Below are 22,335 nucleotides of genomic sequence, written 5' to 3' on the forward strand. Positions count from 1 at the left end.
GCAATTTCTCCCTGCTCTGCCTAGGAAGAATGCTTCACTATGGCGCTGCTCGGGTCGTCCAGGGGTCCCTCGTGCGTTGTGAGCGAAGCGCGTGACGTGGCCTGAGAAACCGACGCGAGTCGGATCGTTATCATGCCTGTTGCCACGAACCGGACAAGCGGCTCCGCGTCGTTCGTGAGCAGCTCGAGAACCTCGTCGGGCGTGTCAGGATTCAAAGCGACAAGCAGGGCCAGGTCGGTGCTCCGCCCTGCAAGATCAACAAGCACGCTCGTCGGTGTTGCGCCGTTGAATGCCACTGCTTGGCGGACCAGCCCGTCGTTATCATTAGCGAGAGCAGCGAGCAGGTTTGCTGGTGAGTGGGGATTTGCAGCCACGGCCCTTCGCACGTGTGTGCTTCGTCGTTCTCCGCCGAGGAATGAGAGGATGTCCGCGTCTGCGTCCGGGTCGAAGGCCACCAGCAGCCGCACTTGGGCCCGGCTGTTCGCAGCCATTTCGAGAAGCGTCGCTCGGTCGGTCGGCACCTGGGCACGCAGTTCGTAGGATTTGGCAACGGCATCATCGAACGATTCACCTCGGCGGTGGAACACCTCTCGTGCTCCAGGATTCGCTAAGGCACTTTCCCGGACCTCTTGTGATTCGTCATTCAGCAGGCGCTCCAGCACGTTGCGAGGGAGATTGTCCCGGTCCGCTACGCCTTGACGCACCCTTGGCGACGCATCATGCGATAGTGCAATGATCGTCGCTGACAGAGTCGATTCGTTTCCTGAAACCCGTGTTCGGACGTACTCGACCGGGTCTGTCGAGAGCGCCTCCAGAACGTCGGCCGGCGTGCGGGGGTTTGCCGCGACGGCGGCGCGGATGTAGCTGTCCGCGACGCGGGCGAGCCTGGCCAAAACAACGGGCGGTGTTCGCTCGTGACTCGCTGCAAATTCGCGGACGTCGGGGTCCCGAAGACGGCTCTTGGACAGACGGAGCAAGGCCTCCTCGATCGAGCCCTCCGGGACCTCCGAAGACGCCAGATCGATAACCGCGGCGAGCACACCAGGAAGACGCGAGTCCGGCGCGTCGCGCAATACGGAGACTGCCGTATCCGCGATGAGCTCCGGGGGCGTGCCCGGGTTCTGCAGAACCTCAAGGCGCACCTCCCACCCGGGGTCGGCGGCAAGGGCAGCCGTGGCGCTCTGGGGGAGCCGCTCGTGCCTTGCGACGGCGCGACGGACGTCGAAGTCGTTATCTGCGACCAGCCGCACGAGCACGTCGAGCGGAAGGTCATCAAGCTCCGTAAGGAACACCCGTGAACCTGCATCCCGGCTCTTGAGCATCTTTTCGATGATTAAGCTCCGGTCCTCAGTGCTGAGCGTCGGATTCGCCAACAGGTGCGTTCGGATGGCCGGCGAAGGGCTGGCAAGAAGCTGTGCCAGTACGTCAGGGGGAGTGGAACGGTGCGACGCAAGAACCTGCAAGACTTCGTCGTTGTACCGTGCCCGATCCTGACGATCCATGTACTTGTAATCGCTCGACCCGTGTGTGCGGAACCGCAGCCGCGCGTCTCGTGAAGTCCCGAGTTCAGTAAGCAAGGGTGCAAGATGGTCGTCGACCTGGTGCACCGTCCGGCAGAATGCGCGCCATCGGATGGCAGGGTCAAAGTCCAGCAGGAGGGCATCACGTATCCCGTGATCATCAATGGGTCGCTGCCAAGCCGCCGCCCGCCGGATCTGTTCCGGACGGTCGGTGCCCATGAGGTCCGACGCGATGTCATCCGGCAGTCCTGCCCGGAGCCATGCAGGCACATCAAGGCGGCGTTTCGCCTGTCTGCCCCAACGCCAGCTCGCGTCCGGAACCGGCAGCCGTGTTTCCCATATCGGTGACGCGCCGTTGACCATCATGATGAAGTTGCAGAGCCACGCGGTGTCCGACGCCGGGCTGGCAGGGGCACGGTCGATACGCATGATCGTGGCCGCCTGAGCCGGCACGCCGGAAGGGCGCGCTCCCGGCTGAGACAACAGGACGACCGCTCCGTCGTTCGAGCGCGCCGTCCACTGCACGCTGGCGTCCGGATCCGACGCTAGGGCTTTGATGACCTCATGCTTCGCACGTGGATTCGCGGCGACAGCGCGGCGGACCGCGACGCTCTTATCGCGCGCAAGAGTCAGCAGGATGTCACCAGGTGCCGCTTCGTTCGTCGCGACGCCTTTGCGGACACTCCATGCGCGATCCACGGCAAGAGCACGCAAAGTTGCCTCTGGTGTGACAGTGTTGCGCCCGACGCGGCTCCGAATGCTTGGGTCCTCGCTCAGGGCCAGTTTGTCCAGCTTCTCAAAGTGCGTGTGCCGATTCTCGGCGAGGATCTGGTGTCTGTAGCGCTCGGGCGCTGACTCCTTGAGCGCGATCTGCTGGTTTCCGGTCGCGCGCACAAAGCCTTCCCGCAAGGAGGGGAGGAGCATCTCCGGGTCCCCGGAAAGCAGCCGCGTGAGGCTCCACGTCGGCATCAGCCCTTGGCGTGGGAGCCAGATCCCGACCTGACGGATGCCGAAACGGTCGTCGAGGTCGAGCATGACGTACCCGAGGAGCTGCAACAGGAAGCCGCGTAGCTCGGACACGCTGAGCCGGTTGTAGACCTTGCAGTCGATCAGAGTGTCGCCGATGATCCAATCAGCGTCCGCGCCGCCCACGAGCTCCGACCCCGCGAACCCGGGATTCGACGCAAAATCTGTTCCGTCTGCGATCTCGCCGCACCATTCCTCGAGCTGCATCCGGCCGGCCTCGACGAGAGAGCCTATGTCGGCCACCATCATAGGGCTGATCTGGTCCGCAAAAGAGGGTCCGTCGCTGGCATTGTCCAGCAGCTTCCCGGTTCTGCCGCTCAGCGCCCGTGCCCCGGACCGCAGGACAAGCTCGCAATGGGCAAGAAGGACTGAGGCCCGGTCAAGATCAGTATCATTCGTCGGATGGCGCAGCAATGCCTGCGCGACGTCAAACGACTCAGCGAGCACCGCGACCCGATGGTGACCATTCTCGACCCAGGTAGCGTATTCGGCTGCCCGGGCTATACCTGCAGCAGCGGCTGATTTCCGCGGATTGAAATCACCGAGTTCGATGCGTGCACGAAAATCAAAGGCCGTGCCTGACAGGGTGCCGTCAACCCCGGCGGCCCGCGGGATAACGACATCAGCGTCAACGAGCGCGGGGAGGCCAAGTTCGCCGGCGGCGATCCGCGCGCCGCCGGTGCTGCCGGCCGAAGCTTCAAGGCGCGGTGAGACCCGCTCAAGGTATGCCCGCACCGGTGAGCCGGAATCCTTCAAACAGTCAGTGAGACTCAACTCTGGTCACGCTCAAAGAAACTTGGACGTTGGTTCATGCCCTTAGCGTACGTGGGCCCTCCGACACGAGAAGAGGCGGCCTGCTGAAGTCTTTATTCGCCCGTGCCCAGACTTCTCCGGCACGCCGTAGAACTGACCTGCCCATGACTCTATGATGATCCCGTGACGATTCCTGACCTGAGCGCACTTACTCTTTCTGAGCTGCTCCAACTGCAATCGCGCATCGGACAGGAGATTATTCGTCGCGGTGTCTCCCGCACATCCGGCAGTATTGACGGCGAGGTCGGCGAAGCGCTGGCGCTGGCGGTCTACGGTGGTGTCCTTCCGCTGCCTGGGACGAAAGGGTACGACCTGATTGACGAACTGGGTCGCAAGATTCAGGTGAAGACGCGAACCCTGCCTCGGGGCGAGGACCGCATATTCCAGTTCGGACCTGAGCTCTTCGACTCTACAGTTTTCGATCTTGCGGTATGCATCCGTTTCGACCGCGAAACTAAGGCATTGGATTGGGCGCGCGAGTACGCGCGGGAAGAGCTCATGGGGCTTCTCAGCCCACATGCCAAGGGGCCCAGGCTTCCGACCGGTCGGGCACGCCGGCATGGAACGGATGTGACGGCGAAGTTCCAGTTGGCCTACGAGACCCTGGGCGGGATGAACGGTTGAGTCGGGCGGTCATCCCGTGCTCATGACTATCGCGGGAGACCGCAGACGGAGCCGCACCTACACGCCTTTGTCGCCGCTACCGAATCCGGCCTTCCCGCCAAGGGCCGCAACGGCCGCTCCGACCGCGGCGATGCCGACCGTCGCTGCAATTGTGACCAACTTTATTTGGAAGGCCTTGTGCTCGGTCTCCTTTTCGGACTCCATGTTCACTGCTTCCCGAAGCATCTCAAGGATCCTGAATCTGTCCTCGGTGCTCAGATTCTCCCGTTCTAGTTCGCGATTGAGAGTCTTGCGATAGGAATTAAAAGCCTTATGAACCTTCTTCTGACTCTTCCAGCCGTATTTCTGCGCACTAGCAGAGTGCTGCTCGACTGAATTCATCGTCTCGTCGACCAGTGATTTGAAATTGGGGAACTGTGCAATCGCCTGGAGCGCGACTTCTTTGTTCATGTGCGGCATTTCCGCCACGAAATTGAGGAACTTGTCCTTCGAAAGATTTCGCCACGAGTCGATGTTCAGTTTCTTCTTGACATCGTCTTCACTTATCAAGGTCATGTCTGCCCCCATCTTCATTACTCAAGCTCGCGCCGACTCCCACCACACTATGCGCTAGGGAATCGACAAGCGCAGATCATAGAACAGTAAGTCACCAGTATGCCCTGAGACTTCCAGACTGTGGGTTCCGGCTGCACATTGGCGGTACATGTCATCTGCAAGGCCGCTGGCTGCCGGCAGAAGTGTCTTAGTGTATGTGAGAACCGATTGGACTGTCACGAACCAGGCGGCTGCTTCAGCCTCACTTAGTTCACCGACATCCCGGTCTCCGCCGCAGGGGAACGCATCCCGACAAGTGCGCAGCTGAACGGCTTGGTGACTGTGAATATCAGCGAATCCCCGCCGTCAGGGACGACTGATTGCAGCGATGGGAGCAAGGGTCAATCCGGAACGACGCCCTCAACGACGTCCATGCCTTCAGACGTGTCCTCGTTCTCGATCCATTGGGGCTTGCAAGGCAGAAACACGGGCAACGAAAACGGCAAAATCTCCAAGATAAATGCATCCGCAGGAGCCCCTTCATGGGGGACGGCGTTATGCCCGAGAAACCCCCGGTTCCCACTTGGATGTAGTCCGGAGAACGTCAGGCAGCTGCAAAGCGGACTTCGTTCGATGGAGTCAGTTGCGACATTAGAGCTGCCTTGTCCTCCCTGCGAGATGACTTGCGACCGCGAATCCCATCAGAGAGGACGGCGGCCTTCACGAACAAAGGCGAAAGCCAGATGGAGTTGGTCAGGGTTCGAATATAGGCGCAGCTCTCCCGAGTGGATGAAGCCCGGCCGTACACAACGCAGAAGTTCACACGGAGCACCTCGGCCCTCTGCTCGCCCCTGGCGCCGATCCTAGCGACATTCTCGTTCACCGTCCAGAACGTCTCCTGCAAGCCGGTGGCGGCCCCGGCCGGGGAGCCGTTGCTCGTCAGGACCAGAACGAACGGACGATGGCCCGGATGCCGAGGATGACGAGAATGGCGCCGAGGACTTCCGGCGGGTTTGAAGGGAAGGTGTTAGTTCAGGAAGTCGGCGAAGCTGGCCAGAGGACCCGGATCGAGGTGTGTGCGTGCCCGCGTGACTGCAACGTAGGCGAGTCGCTTCTCCTCGGCCAGTTGGTCCTTGTCGCCTCCAAGGGCAACACGGGCAAGGATCTCTGCGAAGTCCGAGCAGATGCGGACAGTATCCCACTCAAGGCCCTTGGCCTTGTGGGCGGTGGAGATGACTGCCCCGGTGCCGAGCCCCGCGGACGCGTCGGTCACGGCTCGCTCGAGTGCGGTAACCCCGTGCAGTTCTATGAGTTTGGTCCATGTCCGGAGTTCATGCGCACTCGAATCGTAGAGGACGTGCTCCTGGACTTCGGTCCACGAGATGAAGTGCCTGAGCAGTGCGTGGCCGGCGCGTCGGCCCTCCATCAGATCCGTCGCACCACGCAGGAGCCCAAGGATGGACTGGTGGTCGGACCTCAGCCTCGGCCATTGCCCGGAGTCCTGGAGGGCCATCAGCTCCCACACGGCTGCTGCGTTCGTGCGGGTCAGCACCGCGTCCGGCTGCTCACAGGGACCGATGAGCGTCGCCAGGGACGGGTTGGGTCGAACCGGGTGCGGAGCACTGAGGGAGCGCAGCCATCCATTGGCAATGGCCGCAACATCTTCGCCGAAACGCCAGGAAGTCGAAAGCGGCAGCGTGTGGGCCGCCGTGACGGATGCCAACGCGTCCTTGCCGCCGGCGAATCCGTAGATGGACTGGTTGGGGTCGCCGACGAAGACTTTCTTCAGGTGCTTCTGCGCCTTGATGGCGTGCGAGACGGCGGGGCTGAGGTCCTGGGCCTCGTCGACGAAAAGGACATCGCCGCTGTGTCCGATGGACGGGCCGTTCAGCAGCCAGGTCTTCAGGTAATGGTCGTGCGTGATAGGCATGTCGGTGACGGTTTCGTCGCGGATGTTGGCCCAGTGCTCTTCAGCCATCAGGAGGACGAGGGGTGTCAGGGAGGTTCGCAGGCTCCCGGATGCCCGGCCCGTGCTGACGTGGCGGGCAAGCAGTTTGCGGCTGGGGCTGTGGCAGTAGTTTGCGACCGTATCGACGGCCATCTTGGTCAGATCGTACGGGGTGACCTGCTTGGCGACCTTGGGCCCGCCGAACGCTTCGGCAAATCCGGGCTCGGTGGCACCCAGCCGGCGTGCCGTTACCGCGATGGGTTCGATGCCGAGCCGAAGCCGGCCCAGCCAGTGACCGTGGCCCTGCGATGTCAGATCCCGGTAGGCGAAGGCGTGGATCGTGGTGGCGGTGACGTTGGAGGAGAAGCAGCCTTTGGCTTCAACGGCGGTTGCCTTGTTAAAGGTCAGGTACGTGATCTTGGCCTTGGTGGAGTTGGCCAGCAGCTGCAGGGTTGTGGTTTTTCCCGTTCCGGCGCCGGCAAGAATTTTGATGTCGCCGGACCCGAAGAACGAGTCGAGGATGGCTGCTTGTTCCGGGCTTGGTTCCCATGCAGGGCGGAAGCCGGCGCGGACGGTGGCGAGCCTCCCTGGCGCCGGTGGAAGCAAGGGGGCAGTCGCCGGGGCGGCCGACGACCGTGGGGCTGCTGCGCGCCGCCGCGGTGGCGGGCCCGAAGCCGCGATCTCACCGGACCTGACAATCGTGAGCAGCTCCCAGGCGAGGAGTGCGCCGATCCGGGCATCGGGCAGGGCACGGTGTGAGGTGGTCTGCCGGATCTTGAAGTACTGGGCGAGTGAAGCAAGCTTGTGGTTGGTCCCGGTGACGACCAGGCGCCGGGCGGCAGAGTAGGTGCAGAAACCCTCCAGCTCGCCTGGATCGATGAGCGCGCGCCCGAGCTCGAAGGTCAGGAACCGGTTCTCGAACGGGAGGTTGTGCGCGACGACGACGCGGTCTCCGATGAAGTCCAGGAGCTGGTGCAGGACGGTTGCGATTGGTGGGGCCGATTCGACTTCGTGCTGCTTGATGCCGTGTACGAACTCGGCTCCGTGCACGTAGCCGCTGCCGGGGTGGGCCAGGCTCGTGAACTCCCGGGTCAGCTTGCCGTTGCTGTTGATCCGGGCCGCGGCGACTTCAATGATTCTGCTGGACGGCGTACTGATACCGGTCGTTTCCAGGTCCACGCAGACGAACTCCCGCTTCCCGTGGAGCAGGGCCTCGACGTCCTCGATCCGCACGCTATTACAAAACATCTGGCCCCCGGTCTTCTCTGCCCTCCTCAGGGTAGTGTCCGGGGGCGCGTCCGCGGGGATTTGGCCTCTATGTTGCGCGATGCCCACCCAAGCGCTTCCACCAAGACTTTTCACCCGGTCCGCTGCCAGGTCGGGATCCCAGTCGACTTCTTCCCGCTTATCCAGTGTTTCAACCAGCGGCCAGGATTGAAGATCGGGTCCACAGCGGAGATTCTTGCGAGGCTGGTGGTCCACGTCCTGGAACACGCCTTCCATCCAGCCGAAGGGATCACCAAGATCTGCACAGCATGAACAGCGCGTCTCTAGCGTCGGAATTGCATCTGGCCGATTCGGCGAAAACTGGAGGACCGGCGCCACAAACCACCAATTAGTGAAGGGTCGATGTAGGCCATTCCGGGGACGATACGCAACCGGGTCATGCGCCCGCTGGCTGATCGGACCATGAAGCGGATGAAGGGAGGTGGAATTGTTGTGCAGTGTCTGGAACCTCGATGCGCCGTGCGCGTGTGGTCGGGAGTCCGCACCGAGCGCGGGCAGGACCCGGATGCAGCCGCGGTTGAACTTCTCCAGCAGGATCAAGTGTTTCAGGGCAAAGAAGCGCCGCACCCTGTCGATGCGGGGAGCGGCAGTTTGGGGGAGGGCTCTGGTGGGGAGAATTCGGGGTGTGGACAGTGTCCACACTTTCGGCTTCGGATCGGGTCGTACATCGATCGGATCGGGCCGGATTCGGTATGTTTGGGCGGGAGTCCAGTGTTTGCAAGGGCTGGAACCCGGTTCGAGTCCCACCTCGGGCACAGTGTATCCGCAGTTCAGAGGCCCTTTTGTTTTTTCGTGTGCACATTGTGCACACTCCTGCCTCTGATGTTCCGGGTGTGTGGGGTCCCGAAACGGTCTATTCGGTTGTGTAGGGAAGCGGCTGCCTACGGGGGACCGCGTACCGCCCTGTGGGGTCTCTTCTGAGTGTTCATCCTCGTTCGTCCTTCCGCCGGGTTTTCGCTTTCACCAATTCATTGCGGCCAGGGCCGCGCACAACATGACTTGCTGATTATTCTTTAGATCGACCTTGGGTTGCGGCCGGTCCGGATTTTCCGCTCTGATACCTGTTCATGCAGGAATGCTGGGGGAACGGCATGACATGGCAACTGATCCAGTGCAGACCATGCGCTCGCTGAGCCTGGCAGTGTGGTAGCCGGAGTCGGCCACCAGTTAACCCGCCGCCGCAGCCATCATTATCGCTGTCATTGCCGCATCCGGATTCTGCGTATTCGGCGTCGCTGTTCTCGCTGTTTTGGCGTGGGAGCTGGCTACGTTGCCCTCAATCAGATCCCTCTGAGAGGCGAAACGAAGCGGTGGGCTAGGCATTGGCCATTTCACCGTCCCCAATTTAGACTGACGCCGTATACGCTGCCTTGCGTCGTGCAGGTCGAGGACCATCAGCTTTCTGGCGCCGGAAATCATCCAGCATCTAGCCACGATCGCGGAGGCCCTGCCCGATGGCATGCTGTACGACCAACCGAGGCCGCATCGAGAGTCGGGTTGAAGGTACCCGGTCGGGCCGTCCTCAGTATGGGATCCTTAGTTCGAGGATCTGCGACCATGAGTAGCCCGGCAGAGTACGTCGGAGCCGAACCAGCTTGATCTCGCGTGATAGTAATCAGTCATGAATGTATTTCCTCCTGAAGAGGACTCCACGACTTCGTCGCCAATCCCGCCTCAAGTGCCGGGCCAAGTGTTTCGATCTAGCAAAGTTCCGAGTGTCTCCAAATACTCGCTCAAATCTCTGAAGCTGAAAGTCTTTGATGAGTATCCGCGGGAAGGTCATGAACTTACCGAGGATGAAGCCAAAAAGCGCCCGAAGGATATGGTTGCGACTGGCTTCCTTGTAGAGATCAACTCTTCGGGCGACGTCGTATTCGTCACGAACTACCACGTCGTAACGTGGCGTACTCTCGAAGATGAGTTTGTGGGAGATGCGTTCAAAAGCAGAACGCCGCGGACGCTGCGGGTAGAACTCCCAAGCGAATTCGAGCGACCGGACGTCCCACTATTTGATGAGCTTGGTCGGTGGGAGATAGAGCTCTACGACGGCGAGCCAGGCAACCTGCTGCCCCTCTGGTTCCAAGACGGCGATCATGTGCGCGGCGAGCTGAAGCCACCGATAACCGACGTTGTTGTTTTTCCGGTTGAGCGTGAGCGGGCAAGGCAGCTGAGTCGCTACGTCTACAGCTGGGATCAGGCGGACGGCCTGCCCCTATCCATCACAGACGTCCTATTCGTTGTGGGCTATCCGAAGTCGGTGGGAACTTTCGTTTCGTCCACACCAATATGGACGCGTGGTTCCGTCGCCAGCGAACCTGAAATGGATCCCGACGACCGATTCTTCATCGACAGCAGGACACGGCCTGGCCAATCGGGGTCGCCGGTGATCGCATATAGGCCCGAGTCGACAATGATTTCGGCCGGCCCCGCCGGTCAGGTGGAGGAAAAGGCCATCTTGCAAGGCGTTTACAGTGGCCGAACGGACAAAGACTCAGATATCGGGTCCGTTTGGAATATGCCGGTGGTAGAGCGCATCGCTTACAAGATTCCGATTCAGATGTACCGCGGAAAACCAAACCCATTCATTGTTGGCTGACTCTAGACGATCAGCTTCACATAGCGTCGATTATCAGCCTTCGATCCAAGGCCGTCCTTGGACGAGAGAATTGCGCCAAACGCGGGAAAGACTCCATCTACTGACCGGCGGGCGTCAGATCCGGGTCTCGACTGTCACGGCTGCGGGGCCGCACCTCGGCGAGCATTCCGAGCAGTCAAGCTTGAGCGCTCCTGATCAACGCAGGCGGAGATTCTCTTGCCGCTTAGCCCCATTGAATGACATTCATGTAATACAATATCTAGTAGAAATATCTTCAATTGGCACTAGATGTAGTGTTGGTGAACTAGGCGGGGGACACAAGTGAGCGTAACGGACGCCTTCAACGAATTCCAGAGCATCGTCAATGCTGACGTGGAGCAAGTGAAGGAGGCCCGGTCGCGGCGTAACCTGTTCAAGGACGCTTTCATTCTGGAAAGCGACGTGGATGAAGTTATCTCGTCAGGTTCACTGGCACGAGGCACTCACAAGGACCCGATCCACGACGTGGATGTAGTAATTGTTTACGACGGCGCTCAGTATCCGGAATGGGGCGAACCAGGCCCCTCGGCAGAGGACGCCCTGGATTACACGCGCAAGCGCGTCAACGACCTCCTCGGTGCCACCAACGGAACCTTTGACAAAGCGGTACGCCTCGCCAGGTGGCGTAACCACGCAGTCAAGTGCTTCCTTGATGACCCCGATGACCCGAATGCATTCACAGTGGACGCGATGCCAGCTCTCCGCCGTAACGGCATGCTACTCGTCCCGGAAGCAGCTTCAAGAGACTGGGTTCCCTGCAATCCGGAATATCTCATTAAGGCCGTAGCGGACAAGCACGCAGAGTGGAGCAGCTACGCCGGCACCGTTCGGATGCTCAAGTGGTGGGCATCCGAGCAAGACATCAAGATCAAATCACTGGTCATGGAAGTACTCGCTCTTCACTTCCTTCCGACAAACCACATCCGACCAGTCGCCATCAAGCAGTTCTTCGTCAGTGCCCTGTTTGCAATTGAGGGCGGCAACGAAGTCGTTGACCCGGCTGGGATCTGCGGTCCCATCCAATCAGATCTTGACTACGAGGAATTTGCTAAGTGCCTGCGGGCAGCGCGGGATGCATCAATCGGCGCGTTCCAGTCACAAAGCAGCAACAACACCGCGGCCGCCATTCAACACTGGGGGGAAGTCTTCGGAGACGATTTCCCCAAGCCTCTCTCTACCGGAAATCCACTTCCAGCCGTTGCTCCCGCCCTACCCCGGACAGTGAAGGACACCCCTCAAGGATGACCAAGCCTCAAGCGGCAGGTCCGATCTTTTGGCAAGACGCCGAACCCACGAGACTGCAACGCGATCTCAAGGAAGTTGCCGAGTTCGCGCCGCATTTGCTGTACCAGGAGCCGCATCCATCGGACGGTGGGGAGCACATTCACGGCGGGTGGTTTGGGGAGCTGCCACTATGGCCGTTCGACAGGCCCGAGCCGGAGGGCTTGAAGGAGCTGGTCGGCAGCAACGGGCTAACGGTCGCGGTCATGTACTCCGCGGCGCACCCCATGGTGCCACCCACCATATTCCCGGTCAGTGTCGAACCGACGCCCCACGAAGAGACACAAGCGGCATGGCATGTGGCACCAGGTGGTTCGCTGTGCCTGCTCCAAAGCGACGGTGGTTGGCATCCCGAGGCCAGCATCACTGAATTGCTTGCCAAGGCTGCAGGCTGGCACGTCGAATATGCCTTGATGAAGCGCGGTCTAATGCAGGAGATGTCGGTGCGGGGAATTGTGACGGACTCTTCGTTCGATCATCATGTCGCCGAGTGCACGCGTGGCGACTACGAGGTTCCGGAATCTCCTGTTATCCGGGGCCCCATTGTCACCAACTGATCCGTTCATAGTCCTCACACAGGACGCGGCAGCGAAGATCGCCAACGCAAAGGGCACGTCCGGTCGAATTCGGATGCGCTTTGTTCCTGCCGAGGGCATGTACGTCATTAACGCAATTACTTCTTCCGCGGGGACAACGCTTCCGGTGGATATTCCGTCGGAGTATCGAGCGCTGAAGTGGGATGGTGAACGCTGCAGTGGACAGTGGATAAGGAAACCGCAGAGCGAAATCAACCTCCTCCACCGCTACGTCATCAGTCGGACCAGCCGGACGCTAGACTACGACGCTTTTCGGGACATGGTTCCGGGCGTTTCCGATCCTGGCAATCATTCGGGCCTGCTGATCACGCACGATCCGGAGCTTTCCCCTGAAGCTGTCCAGGCAGGGGTTCACGAATTCGCCGGGTGGAACGTGGAAAGGAGCGGTGTAAGTCCCATTCGCATAGAAGTTGAGCCCAAGGTTGTGGGTCTACTGCAGCTTGCCGGTCAATGGCCGATTGAACAGCTGGCGGCCACCTCCGTCATGGTCGTTGGGTGTGGCAGCATTGGCAGTGCAGCCGCGGAGGCCCTGGCAGGCTACGGGGTAGGCCGTGTCCTCCTCATCGATCCTGACCGCTTCCTGTGGCACAACCTGCTCCGACACACCTTGGGGCCCGAAAGCGTTGGTAGGCGCAAAGTTCACGCCCTAAGGGACCTTCTGAATTCCCAATGGCCATTACAAAACGTAGAAGCACTTCCCGTTGACGTCGTCAGCCAAGCTCACCTGGTGCGCCCATTGATGGAGGACGTAGATCTAGTGATCTGTGCTGCCGATGGGATAGCTCCCCGTCGGGTCGTCAGTCACCTGGCCCGCCGGGCTGGGAAGCCGGCGATCCTGGCATGCGTCCTCGACAATGGGTCCATCGGTGAACTGCTGCGACTTCGTCCTACGCCGCGGTTTGGGTGTCTTTTGTGCTTCAGAGCGCATCTCGATGCGTCTGGTGCCATGGACGCTGAAGCCGATCAAGAACTGGAATATGGCACTGGCCGGGTACACCAGCCCATGACCGCTGTGCCTCCCGATTTGCGCCTTACGGGCACGCTTGCAGCCAAAGCTGCCGTGGCAACGTTGCTTGAGTCCCTGCATGGAGACCACACGCAGGCCCTTCCTGGTGAACACGCTGTGATCGGTTTAAGGCCTGGTGGCGACCTTGCCCCGCCGTTTGACGCCAAAGCCTCGGCTGGGATCAGCTGGGCGTCCATCCCGCAGCCTAGGGAGAACTGCTCATCCTGTGGTGCGGCGTGACCAACTCTGCTGAGATGCCCGACATTTGGATCATCCCAGAGGCGCTGGCCCTGATCGGGGAGGAGGCCATCCGTTCCCGCGACGGGTTGGAAACCGGGGGTATTCTGCTCGGCACGGACGATGGTCGGGAGATTGTCGTCCGTCACGCTGGTGGCCCGGGCGCGAAAGCCCATCGTGAATCAAACCGCTTCCTTCGCGACTTAGCCCATGCCCAACAGCTTGCCGAGCTGGCATGGAAAGAGGACCAAAGCCAATGGATTGGTGAATGGCACACGCACCCATCGGGCGATCTCAGCCCGAGTAACTATGACCTCGAAGCCTACGCCCGGCACCTGCATGATCCCGAGCTTAGCTTCAGACGTTTCCTCACCATCATCGTCGGGCTTACTCGAACGGGTGAAATCATGGCAGTTGCCTGGATCGTCGACCAGGAAACCGCCCTTCCCGTACCAGTGGCCGTCGCTGATGATCGCGAAGGCACCACAGCATCGCAGTCCTCACCCGACACGGACAGGAAGTAACTTGCCCAACATCATTGCCACTCATGACCCGGCAGACCCCATCTTCATTTCCTACAGACAATCAGATGGAACCGAAATCTGCGCAGAACTAGCCTGGCTACTGCGGGCTGGGGGGATCCCCGTTTGGCGGGACAAAGACGACCTCCCTCCTGGCGACACAGAAGAACGCCTACGGCAAGCAATCGGAGACGGTATCTCCGGGGGCGTGCTGGTCACAACACCCGAGGTAGCAAAGAGCAGAGTCGTCAAAGGCGTCGAGGCACCCCTGCTGTTCGACTCACATAAAGCACATCCGAGCTTTGCCCTGGGCATTGCCAACGCTGTGGAAAGAGAACCTGGGAAAATCGACTACTCGGCACCCGAGAGACTGCTCGGCATGGCCGGAGACACACTGAGCGGTGTCGACCAACACCCCACACACCGCGACGGGCTACGGACGGTGGTTCAAAAGATGCTGTGGCACCGCCTGGCCAACCATCGGGAAAGCGTTGCCCTGAATGACGGAACTTTCAGCCTGTCACTCCAGACCCGCAATGCGGCACAAGTGTATGACCGCACAGGAAACCAGTTGGATATCCGCGTCCGGCCGTCTGATCATGAGCGTCTTCCCAGCCGGGAAGGCCTGATAGACCTGAAAGACACGATCGTCTTCCTCCCAGACGGCGTCACCCGAACCGGCGCCCGCCGTATACAAGTTCAGGGTGGCGCCCACCTATCGGTTGCCTTCGCCCTAGGTGCGTCCCTGCCTTCGTCCCGGATCGGTCACATGGAAGTCCTTGACCAGCAGGGGAATGTCTGGGCCGGTGACGGTGAAGCCCGATTCAGCACATCCCCGCTCGTGAGTGTCAGCGACTCAGCAACGAACACTTCCGCGAGCAAACCCGGTCGGCCAGCGGTTGCAGCGTATGTCGATCTCCTCAACGAGAGAAGCAACGCGGCCTTCGAGAAATTTCTGGAAGCCAACAATGGAACCTTGAAGTCCTGGATCCACCTCACTGCTACCACTGGTGACCTTCTAGATCCCGCAGATGCCGGCCGTATTGCAGCAGAAGTTGTGGCTCACATCAGGGCCCTTGCGAACAAGAACGGAAACGCGGAAATCCACCTCCTTCTGCGCTGCCCATTCCCGCTTACAGTCCTTATCGGACGCCTGACGAACACTCTCAGATGTGTGCTTTACGAGTGGGATGATTCGGAGCCCACAAGCGGCGATGATTATCGTCCCAGTTACACGGCTACCCTCCGGGTACGGGCCGGCGCCCGCGACGGAGTTATCGAAGACGTGCTACTCACTGCAGGCGTCGTCTAATCGAATTCAGAAATTCCCGAAGCTCGATCGTTGCCGGCCCGTTTCCCGTAGAGGGAAGGGCACCTGATACCCTGAACTTTCAGGGTACTTTGTCTTTACATGCTGACAACTTGACATAAGGTCCACTATCAGTTGCCTGTTGAGAGCCAGTCGAGCACCCACAGGCCGGGGAAAGGCGGACGCTGCGGTCTGCTCCGCTGCGCCCATGGTGGGCTCACTTCGTGGAGCCGAATTGTCGCTTGGTCATGTTGGTTGCTGTTCGTTTCTCCATGAGATGTTCGGAGAGGAGTAACCCGCCGCCATGTTGTTCGTTGATTTCCTGCATGAGGGCCGCCTCGTAGTGCGGTGCTTGTTCGGCGCCGGTCCCGTCTGGAAGCCCTACTCTTCATATCGGCGCGAAATCGCGCGAAAGACACCACTGTGGTTGGCGGCGTCGAAGTGGGCAAGAAAGAGGGTGTGCACAATGTGCACACCCTGGGCTCCGGATCGGGTCGTACTGGTGCCGGACTGGGCCGGATTGCGGAGGTTTGCGGGGGAGTGGCGGATCTACAAGGCTTGGAACCCGGTTCGAGTCCCACCTCGGGCACAGCATGACCCCTCGTCAGAGGGGTTTTTGCTTTAATGTGTGGACATTGACCCTCCGCGGGTCCCTCTGACGTTGGCCGCGGTCTGTGGCTGGCGCCGCGGCGGCCTGTTCGGTTGTGTGGGTGGCGGGGTCAGGGTCCCTGCTCATGGGCCCTCCGCCTGCTGGAATCTGGGGTAAGTGCCGTCCTATCTGGCTGTTCCGGTGGCCAGTTGTTGGCCGTCACTCATTCATGGCCAGGAGTTGCGGTGAGGACATGACCAAGCCGAATTTTCTTTGAGGATCTTCCTCCGATAGCTGCTTTCTGCGGACCGGGCAGCGTGCGCTCATCGTGTTTTTGTCCGGCCAAAGGTGTGCACATTGTGCACACCTTTGTGCACGGGCGGCTTTTCGACGTGCATTTTGGTCCTTCCTCATGGTTCTGCCTTCACTACTTCATGAAGTTCTCTGTTTCAGGCGACATGACTTTGCGGCCTGGATCGTCGGTTTCATTGGACGTTCCGGGTTCAGCGGGAACGTCTCCGGGGGTATCTATGGCTGGCGTACGAGCGGTCGACAGAGTCCAGGTGTGTGGGATCCGGACTCTTCTTCCGGGGGCGCTCCTGGTTTGGTTGATCCGTCATGGCCGGTCCATGTCTGTAAGCGCGGTTGCCTGGGTGACTACCTGAGCTTGCTCTTTGCGGCCATGGGATTGGCCGCCGGCGCATCACGCGGCGGTCTTGGGCACACGGAGTTTGTCCCGCAAGCTGAGGGTTGGGAGACAGGTGATTGAGGCACTGTGGCTGGCCGCCCTACAGTTGCTGCAGGTGTCTCGCTGTTTTGACCTGTGCTGGAGGCATGGGGAAGGGTTACGTCGCAGCGTGACGTTCGCAGTGCCGAGTTCGGTCCGAGGCGAATTATCTCTCCCTCAAACAAAGTTAACGCAGGTGAGCGCCGAAGGACATTGCAAAGCACGTTGGCCGCGTCCGGATCGGGTGTGGACGAGTCACCGAAGCGGTCAGGCGGCCAGCCGCGGAGCCGTCGCCGCCCACCAACCCCAGCGGCTGAACCAGTGGGAGGATTCGGTGTCAGCGTCAACGGCCCGGTGGTGTCTAGGACTCGACGAGCGTCAGGATTGTTTCCGGGCGGACGCCGTCGAATTTCATCGCATCGGCTGCAGCTTCGGACTCCATCATTCGCTGGAACGTATCCATGTCGGGGACTTGGACGATTAGGCCTACACGGTGGGTCTCCGCCGGGTCGATGAACGTTCGAACCGTGATGCCCAGAGGCCCGAAGATTTCTTCCCGTTTTGGTGAGCTGAGCCAGTGCTCAACGTCGTCGACCTCGTGGAAGATCATTATTGTTGGCATCGTTGCCTCTGCTTTCTGAAGTTGCGTCAGGAGCCGGATTGGAGAGGGACCGCGTTAGGACATCGCGATCACGCTGAACGTACCATGGCCTCGATTGCAGCGATAGGGAAGAGTAACGAGGGTGCGGGCCCGCACAAGCCGCCGTGCCGGGACGGCCCGGTTCTGAAACCTGACCGTTTGAGCGCACGCCGGAACCGGCCGCGCCAGGTGCCGGGTCAGGTGCGGGGACCGTGTTCGGGTCAGCAACACCCCAGAACACTTCCGCGCCGGACACCGCCGGGCAGGGCGGGCGCGGAGGAACGGAGGCGCCGGCGGCAAGCACGTGATTGCCATCCTGTCGGCCAGGCCCGAAGGTTCCTTCCTGCGGGTAACTTTCAGGCCGCCGCATTCGATTGTTTCCTTGTCCCGTGTTTATCCCCGGCAGTGCCACTGGTGATTGTTGCAGGGAGACGACCGACGAGGGACCATTGAAGGCGAACTATTTATCTGCCCTGTTGTGGCGGGAGCTGGGCCTTGCTGGAACAACTGCTCCTGAAGCCGGAGACTGAAAGGTTTTTCCGTCGGGAGGGCGGCCAGCACGGCTGGCGCAATCGACGGGCGAACTCAGAGTCGTCCTCGGGCTTCTCCGTTTAGACTAACTAGCGCGCAGGGTCGAGAGCTGATAGCCCGTCCGTCCATGGAACCCTGAGCGGTACGATTTTGGCCCCGGCAAGGTCAGGAGGCCGCAGGCTCCGCGGCCGAGCTCGGTGGAGAGCCGATGCTTGTCAGGGATGTTTGGGGCAGACTGGTGGCGTGAGCGGAATCCGGTGGGTGCTGCACGTCGATCTCGACCAGTTCATTGCGGCGGTCGAAGTGCTCCGGCGGCCGGAGCTTGCGGGCAAGCCGATCATTGTGGGCGGTCGGGGCGACCCCTCGGAACGGGCGGTGGTGTCGACCGCATCCTACGAAGCCAGGGCGTTCGGCGTGGGTTCCGGAATGCCCCTACGCATTGCGGCCCGGAAAGTGCCCGACGCTGTGATCCTGCCCGTCGATCAGGAGGCTTACCTTGCGGCGTCTGAAACGGTGATGGCTACCTTGCGCACGCTGTCCGGCGCCACCGTGCAGGTGCTGGGTTGGGATGAAGCCTTTGTCGGCACTGAGACAGAGAATCCGGAATCCTACGCCCGGCAGGTGCAGGCCGCTGTCCTGGAGCGAACGCAGTTGCATTGCAGCGTGGGCATCGGAGACACCTTGGTCCGAGCCAAGGTCGCCACCGGTTTCGGCAAGCCGGCCGGCGTCTTCCGACTCACTGCCGGGAACTGGCTCGACGTCATGGGTAGCCGGCCCACCAAGGACCTGTGGGGCGTCGGGACCAAAGTGTCGGGCCGGCTGGCCAAACTCGGCATCAACACAGTCGCCGAGCTCGCCGCGTCCGACCCCCAAGACCTGGTCCCGGAGTTCGGCCCCAAGATGGGTCCTTGGTACGCGGAGCTCGGACGCGGGGACGGCGCCAGCGTTGTGGACGACACCCCGTGGGTTGCCCGCGGGCATAGCCGGGAGACTACCTTCCAGCGGGACCTGACCGAGCCCGCCCAGGTGGACGACGCCGTGAGGGAGCTGACAGCGCGTGTCCTTGAGGACGTTGTGGCCGAAGGACGGCCCGTCGTGGGGCTGACCCTGAAGGTACGGTACGCACCGTTCGTCACCAAGACCCATGCGAGGAGGATTCCCGAGACATTCGACCGGAACGAAATCCTCGGGCGGGCTTTGGACCTCGCAGCCGGAATCGAAGCGGGCCGTCCGATCCGACTCCTGGGCCTGCGGGCCGAGATGGCTATGCCCGACGATGCCCGAAAGGGACATACGCCTACGCGCGGCGGTTGGTGACGGCGTCGCTGCCTTCCTTACCAGCACGGATGGGTCGCTTCGCGGAAGTAACGGTCGTAGATGTCCAGGGCGCCGGTGGCAAGCCCCGGTGCCGCCGTCGTACATCGCTCCCGCCGCAGCGTTTGCCCTAGCCTGCGCCGCGGAACGGCACCGGGGATGACCGGGGTGAGGCCGTCCTGCGCGATCACCTACGCGAGGGCTGCTTGCGCAGTGGTGACGCCGTCGGGCCACTGGACGCTGAACTCCTGGGCAGCTTTGACGCCGGTGGCAAAGTCGACACCCGAGAAGGTTGCGCCGGCGTCGAACGCGGCCCCGTCGCGGTTGTAGTTCCGGTGATCGTCCTCGGGGAACTCGGTGTCCCGGGTGTGCTTTCCAGTGAGATTTATACGTGTGAATAACCGGATGTGCGGTTGTCGACATGGCTGCAGGAGCGGAGAGTGCTCGTCCACCTTGGTCGTCCTCGATTCCTGGGGCGCGGCATCAGCCGGCGGCATCAACGGCGATGGGCGGGCACGATTGGCCGGACGCGAGGGCGGTGGGGGCCGTCTTCGGTGAATGCGCGCAGGTCTGGCCGTCTCGGGTCCGTTAGCAGAGTAGGGACCGCCAAGCTCGAGGAATAGGACGAGGCCTCCGTGGGGGCCGCCCGGGAATCAGCGGGCGTTGCAGGGAATTCGGCGAAGTCTTAATGAGGATAACGCAAGAGGTCGATGGCGGGAACCTCCCGCCATCGACCTCTCGCGTTTCTCCTTGCATGTACGGTGGCGGTACTACGAACTTTGGAACTCCAATGCTGTCAGCACGCGGGCCGGTTGAGGACATCGCTGGATACGCGCTGCTTGAGCAGTGACCCGCCCGGGCCGGCCAGCAACTTCCGGTCTTCCACCATGACGGTCCCGCGCAGTACGGTCATGCTCGGCCAGGCCGCCACCTGGTAACCCTCCCATGGTGTGTAGTCCGCCTCGTGAAGATCCGATGCAGTGATCCGGCGGTCCACGGTGGTGTCCAGCACGGCCAGGTCCGCGTCGCTGCCAACCGCGATCACGCCCTTTTGTGGATACAGGCCCAGGATCTTCGCGGCATTGGCGGAGGTGATGTCCACGAAGCGCGTCAGATCCAGGCCCCGCTTCTTGACGCCTTCGGTATACGCCACCGCCATGCGCATCTCGACGCCGGCATGGCCACCGGTCGCGTCCAGGATGGTCTTGCCGCGCGTCTTCACGTCCAGGTCGGTGCACACGCCGTCGGTGGCCAGCGTGCTCAGCGAGCCGTCCAGCAGCGATTCCCACATCGAATCCCGGTCCGTCTCGGACTTCAAGGATGGGTACGTGTGGTAGATCGCGCCGTTCTCCTGCTTGTAGTCCTCGGCCGTGAAGTAGGCGTAGTGCGGAAGGATCTCGCCGTAAACCGCCTGGCCGCGGCCGCGTGCCTCGCGGATGGCGTCCACGCCTTCGCGGGCGCTGACGTGCATGAGGTAGATGGGAGCCCCCACATGGTGGGCGAGGGTGATGGCCCGCTGGAAGGAGAGCTTTTCGGAGAGGTTGTTGTGGGCATGGTGCATGTACTCAAGGGCGGTCTTGCCCTGGCGCTGCAGCTTCTTGTACGAGTACATGACAATGTCGTCGTCCTCGGCATGGACCGCAAGCATTGCGCCCGCGGCGGCCGTCTGCTCCATCAGCCCCCACATGTTGCCCAGGTCCGTCTTCTGCTTGGGCCGGGTCGGCGTCGTGTTCGTCATCCACACCTTGTAGCTGCCGTGCCCGTTGGCCACCGCATCCGGGACCTGCTCCAGGACCTCGAACGGGATCTCCGGCTCCTTGAAGGTGCCGTGCAGCGCGTAGTCCGTGTACGTGGAGCCGGCCCACTCGGCGGACTTCCGTGCGAAGGACTCGGACAGTTCGTCGCCCGGCTTCCAGTGCGCAAAGTCAACGAGGGTGGTGGTGCCGCCGTAGATCGCGCCCTCGCTCACGCGGTCCGGCCCGAAGCACATGATGCCGCTCTCCGCCGCGGTGGGAAGCACCGAGTTGGTGTGCACATGGGGGTCCACGCCGCCGGGAACCACCAGCTTGCCTTTCAGGTCCACCACCCGCCGGGCTTCGTCGGGCGTGCCGACGCCTGAGGCGCGGAGCGACACGATCTTGCCCTCCGCAATGCCGATGTCCAGGCACTCGGCACCGGAGGGCGTGACGACCAGGCCGTTGGTCAGGAGGAGATCAAACATCGGAGACCTGCGCATTCATAGTGTCGGAAGAATCAAGAGTGAAGGGTTCGGCGCTGAAATAGCGCGAGGCCAGCGTGACCTTGGCCGAGACCCGGGCGTTGACCAGCTGCGAGACGGACACGTCCGCGGCCGCGCTAAGCAGCATCGCGGTCTTCTCCCGCGACCAGTTCCGGTCCGTTTGAAGCAGTTCGAGCATGTCGTCCAAGGCGAGCCTCGCCGCCTCGTCCAGGGTGTCGCCGTCGCCGATGGTGATGACGGAACCGGAGCTGAGGACCACCGGCCGCCGGATGCCGGCGCCGGCATCCGGAACCGCAGACCCGGGGACCACCGTGCAGGAGAGCCGCACGCTGCCTTCGACCTCGACGGCGGTCAGCGAGCACTCGCCGTCACCCTGGGCCGCGTGCAGATCCCCGGCGTACAGCATCGCTCCGGGCACCTGCACGGGGAGTACGACGGCGGAACCGGCCGTCACGTCCTTGCAGTCCATGTTCCCGCCATGGATTCCCACGGTGCTGGAATTGGGACCGGCACCGACCGGCGCCACCCCCACCTTGCCGACCATGGGCCGGACAGGGATGTTGATGCCGTGGTCGAACACCACCTGGCCGTCCACGATCTCCACCACGTGGCCCGCCCTGCCGAGGCCGCCGGTGAAGCCGCCGCGTCCTGGCAGGGTGACCATCGCCCCGCGGTCGGCGATCCTGATCTCGTGGATGTCCACGCGCAGGGCGTCGCCGGGATTCACCCCGCGGATTGCCACCGGTCCGGTGACCGGAATGGACAGCTTCTCGTACTCGCCGGTCTCCTCGAAGAGGCCGCCGGTGAGCAGGCTCCGCGCGTCGAGCCAGAAATGCTCGCCCTGGTTGACTGTGAGGACCGGTTCGGAGTTCGCCTCAAAGGACAGTGAGGCGTGCTCGTAGCCGGCGCGCGCCAGCTCCGCGGACGGCACCTCCTGCAGCGTCTGGATGTCTTGCAT

15 protein-coding genes are annotated in these 22,335 nt (G+C 61.8%); 8 read left to right on the top strand and 7 right to left on the bottom strand.

The window, feature by feature from the left end; all coding sequences use genetic code 11:
- Positions 1-20: 20 nt before the first annotated feature.
- Positions 21-3,281, bottom strand: a complete 3,261-nt coding sequence (locus ACQCS0_RS09900) for a hypothetical protein (RefSeq protein WP_426939756.1) — start codon at positions 3,279-3,281, stop codon at positions 21-23.
- 201 nt (positions 3,282-3,482) lie between these two features.
- On the opposite strand from ACQCS0_RS09900, the gene ACQCS0_RS09905 reads away from it, so the two are divergent.
- A complete protein-coding gene (locus tag ACQCS0_RS09905; protein WP_426939757.1) occupies positions 3,483-3,983 on the top strand; it encodes a DUF6998 domain-containing protein in 501 nt (166 codons plus the stop codon).
- A 57-nt stretch (positions 3,984-4,040) separates the two neighbouring features.
- On the opposite strand, the gene ACQCS0_RS09910 is transcribed toward ACQCS0_RS09905, so the two are convergent.
- Both ACQCS0_RS09910 and ACQCS0_RS09915 read right to left on the bottom strand, forming a co-directional pair.
- On the bottom strand, positions 4,041-4,550 hold the full coding sequence (locus tag ACQCS0_RS09910; protein ID WP_426939758.1) for a hypothetical protein: 510 nt from the start codon (positions 4,548-4,550) through the stop codon (positions 4,041-4,043).
- Between the two features lie 994 nt (positions 4,551-5,544).
- A complete protein-coding gene (locus ACQCS0_RS09915; RefSeq protein WP_426939759.1) occupies positions 5,545-7,698 on the bottom strand; it encodes an exonuclease domain-containing protein in 2,154 nt (717 codons plus the stop codon).
- 1,675 nt (positions 7,699-9,373) lie between these two features.
- Between ACQCS0_RS09915 and ACQCS0_RS09920 the strand changes: the two genes are divergently transcribed.
- The 6 genes from ACQCS0_RS09920 (at position 9,374) to ACQCS0_RS09945 (ending at position 15,340) form a co-directional block, all read left to right on the top strand.
- Complete coding sequence (locus ACQCS0_RS09920) at positions 9,374-10,348, top strand: trypsin-like peptidase domain-containing protein (RefSeq protein ID WP_426939760.1); 975 nt, start codon at positions 9,374-9,376, stop codon at positions 10,346-10,348.
- A gap of 321 nt (positions 10,349-10,669) precedes the next feature.
- Positions 10,670-11,632: a nucleotidyltransferase domain-containing protein gene (locus tag ACQCS0_RS09925; RefSeq protein WP_426939761.1), complete on the top strand. Its 963-nt coding sequence runs from the start codon at positions 10,670-10,672 to the stop codon at positions 11,630-11,632.
- Positions 11,629-12,225 (top strand): hypothetical protein, encoded by a 597-nt coding sequence (locus tag ACQCS0_RS09930; protein ID WP_426939762.1) that lies wholly within the window; start codon positions 11,629-11,631, stop codon positions 12,223-12,225. Before ACQCS0_RS09925 ends, ACQCS0_RS09930 begins: the two co-directional genes overlap by 4 nt.
- Entirely contained in the window at positions 12,212-13,510 is a 1,299-nt protein-coding gene (locus ACQCS0_RS09935) for a HesA/MoeB/ThiF family protein (protein ID WP_426939763.1), read from the top strand. The genes ACQCS0_RS09930 and ACQCS0_RS09935 overlap by 14 nt, the downstream gene beginning before the upstream one ends.
- A complete protein-coding gene (locus tag ACQCS0_RS09940; protein ID WP_426939764.1) occupies positions 13,507-14,031 on the top strand; it encodes a Mov34/MPN/PAD-1 family protein in 525 nt (174 codons plus the stop codon). Before ACQCS0_RS09935 ends, ACQCS0_RS09940 begins: the two co-directional genes overlap by 4 nt.
- Before the next feature lies 1 nt (position 14,032).
- Positions 14,033-15,340, top strand: a complete 1,308-nt coding sequence (locus ACQCS0_RS09945) for an SAVED domain-containing protein (protein WP_426939765.1) — start codon at positions 14,033-14,035, stop codon at positions 15,338-15,340.
- Positions 15,341-17,014: 1,674 nt separating this feature from the next.
- On the opposite strand, the gene ACQCS0_RS09950 is transcribed toward ACQCS0_RS09945, so the two are convergent.
- Positions 17,015-17,275, bottom strand: coding sequence for a hypothetical protein (locus tag ACQCS0_RS09950; RefSeq protein WP_354165920.1), 261 nt, complete (start codon positions 17,273-17,275; stop codon positions 17,015-17,017).
- 810 nt (positions 17,276-18,085) lie between these two features.
- On the opposite strand from ACQCS0_RS09950, the gene ACQCS0_RS09955 reads away from it, so the two are divergent.
- Positions 18,086-19,141: a DNA polymerase IV gene (locus ACQCS0_RS09955; RefSeq protein ID WP_354154412.1), complete on the top strand. Its 1,056-nt coding sequence runs from the start codon at positions 18,086-18,088 to the stop codon at positions 19,139-19,141.
- 188 nt (positions 19,142-19,329) lie between these two features.
- On the opposite strand, the gene ACQCS0_RS09960 is transcribed toward ACQCS0_RS09955, so the two are convergent.
- From ACQCS0_RS09960 to ACQCS0_RS09970, 3 genes are all read right to left on the bottom strand, one after another.
- On the bottom strand, positions 19,330-19,590 hold the full coding sequence (locus ACQCS0_RS09960; protein WP_354154256.1) for a hypothetical protein: 261 nt from the start codon (positions 19,588-19,590) through the stop codon (positions 19,330-19,332).
- 344 nt (positions 19,591-19,934) lie between these two features.
- Complete coding sequence (locus ACQCS0_RS09965) at positions 19,935-21,359, bottom strand: amidohydrolase family protein (RefSeq protein ID WP_354154255.1); 1,425 nt, start codon at positions 21,357-21,359, stop codon at positions 19,935-19,937.
- On the bottom strand, positions 21,352-22,335 hold the full coding sequence (locus ACQCS0_RS09970; RefSeq protein ID WP_354154254.1) for an acetamidase/formamidase family protein: 984 nt from the start codon (positions 22,333-22,335) through the stop codon (positions 21,352-21,354). The genes ACQCS0_RS09965 and ACQCS0_RS09970 overlap by 8 nt, the downstream gene beginning before the upstream one ends.

This window comes from Pseudarthrobacter sp. S6 (assembly GCF_050156575.1).
In the GTDB taxonomy this organism is placed as follows: domain Bacteria; phylum Actinomycetota; class Actinomycetes; order Actinomycetales; family Micrococcaceae; genus Arthrobacter.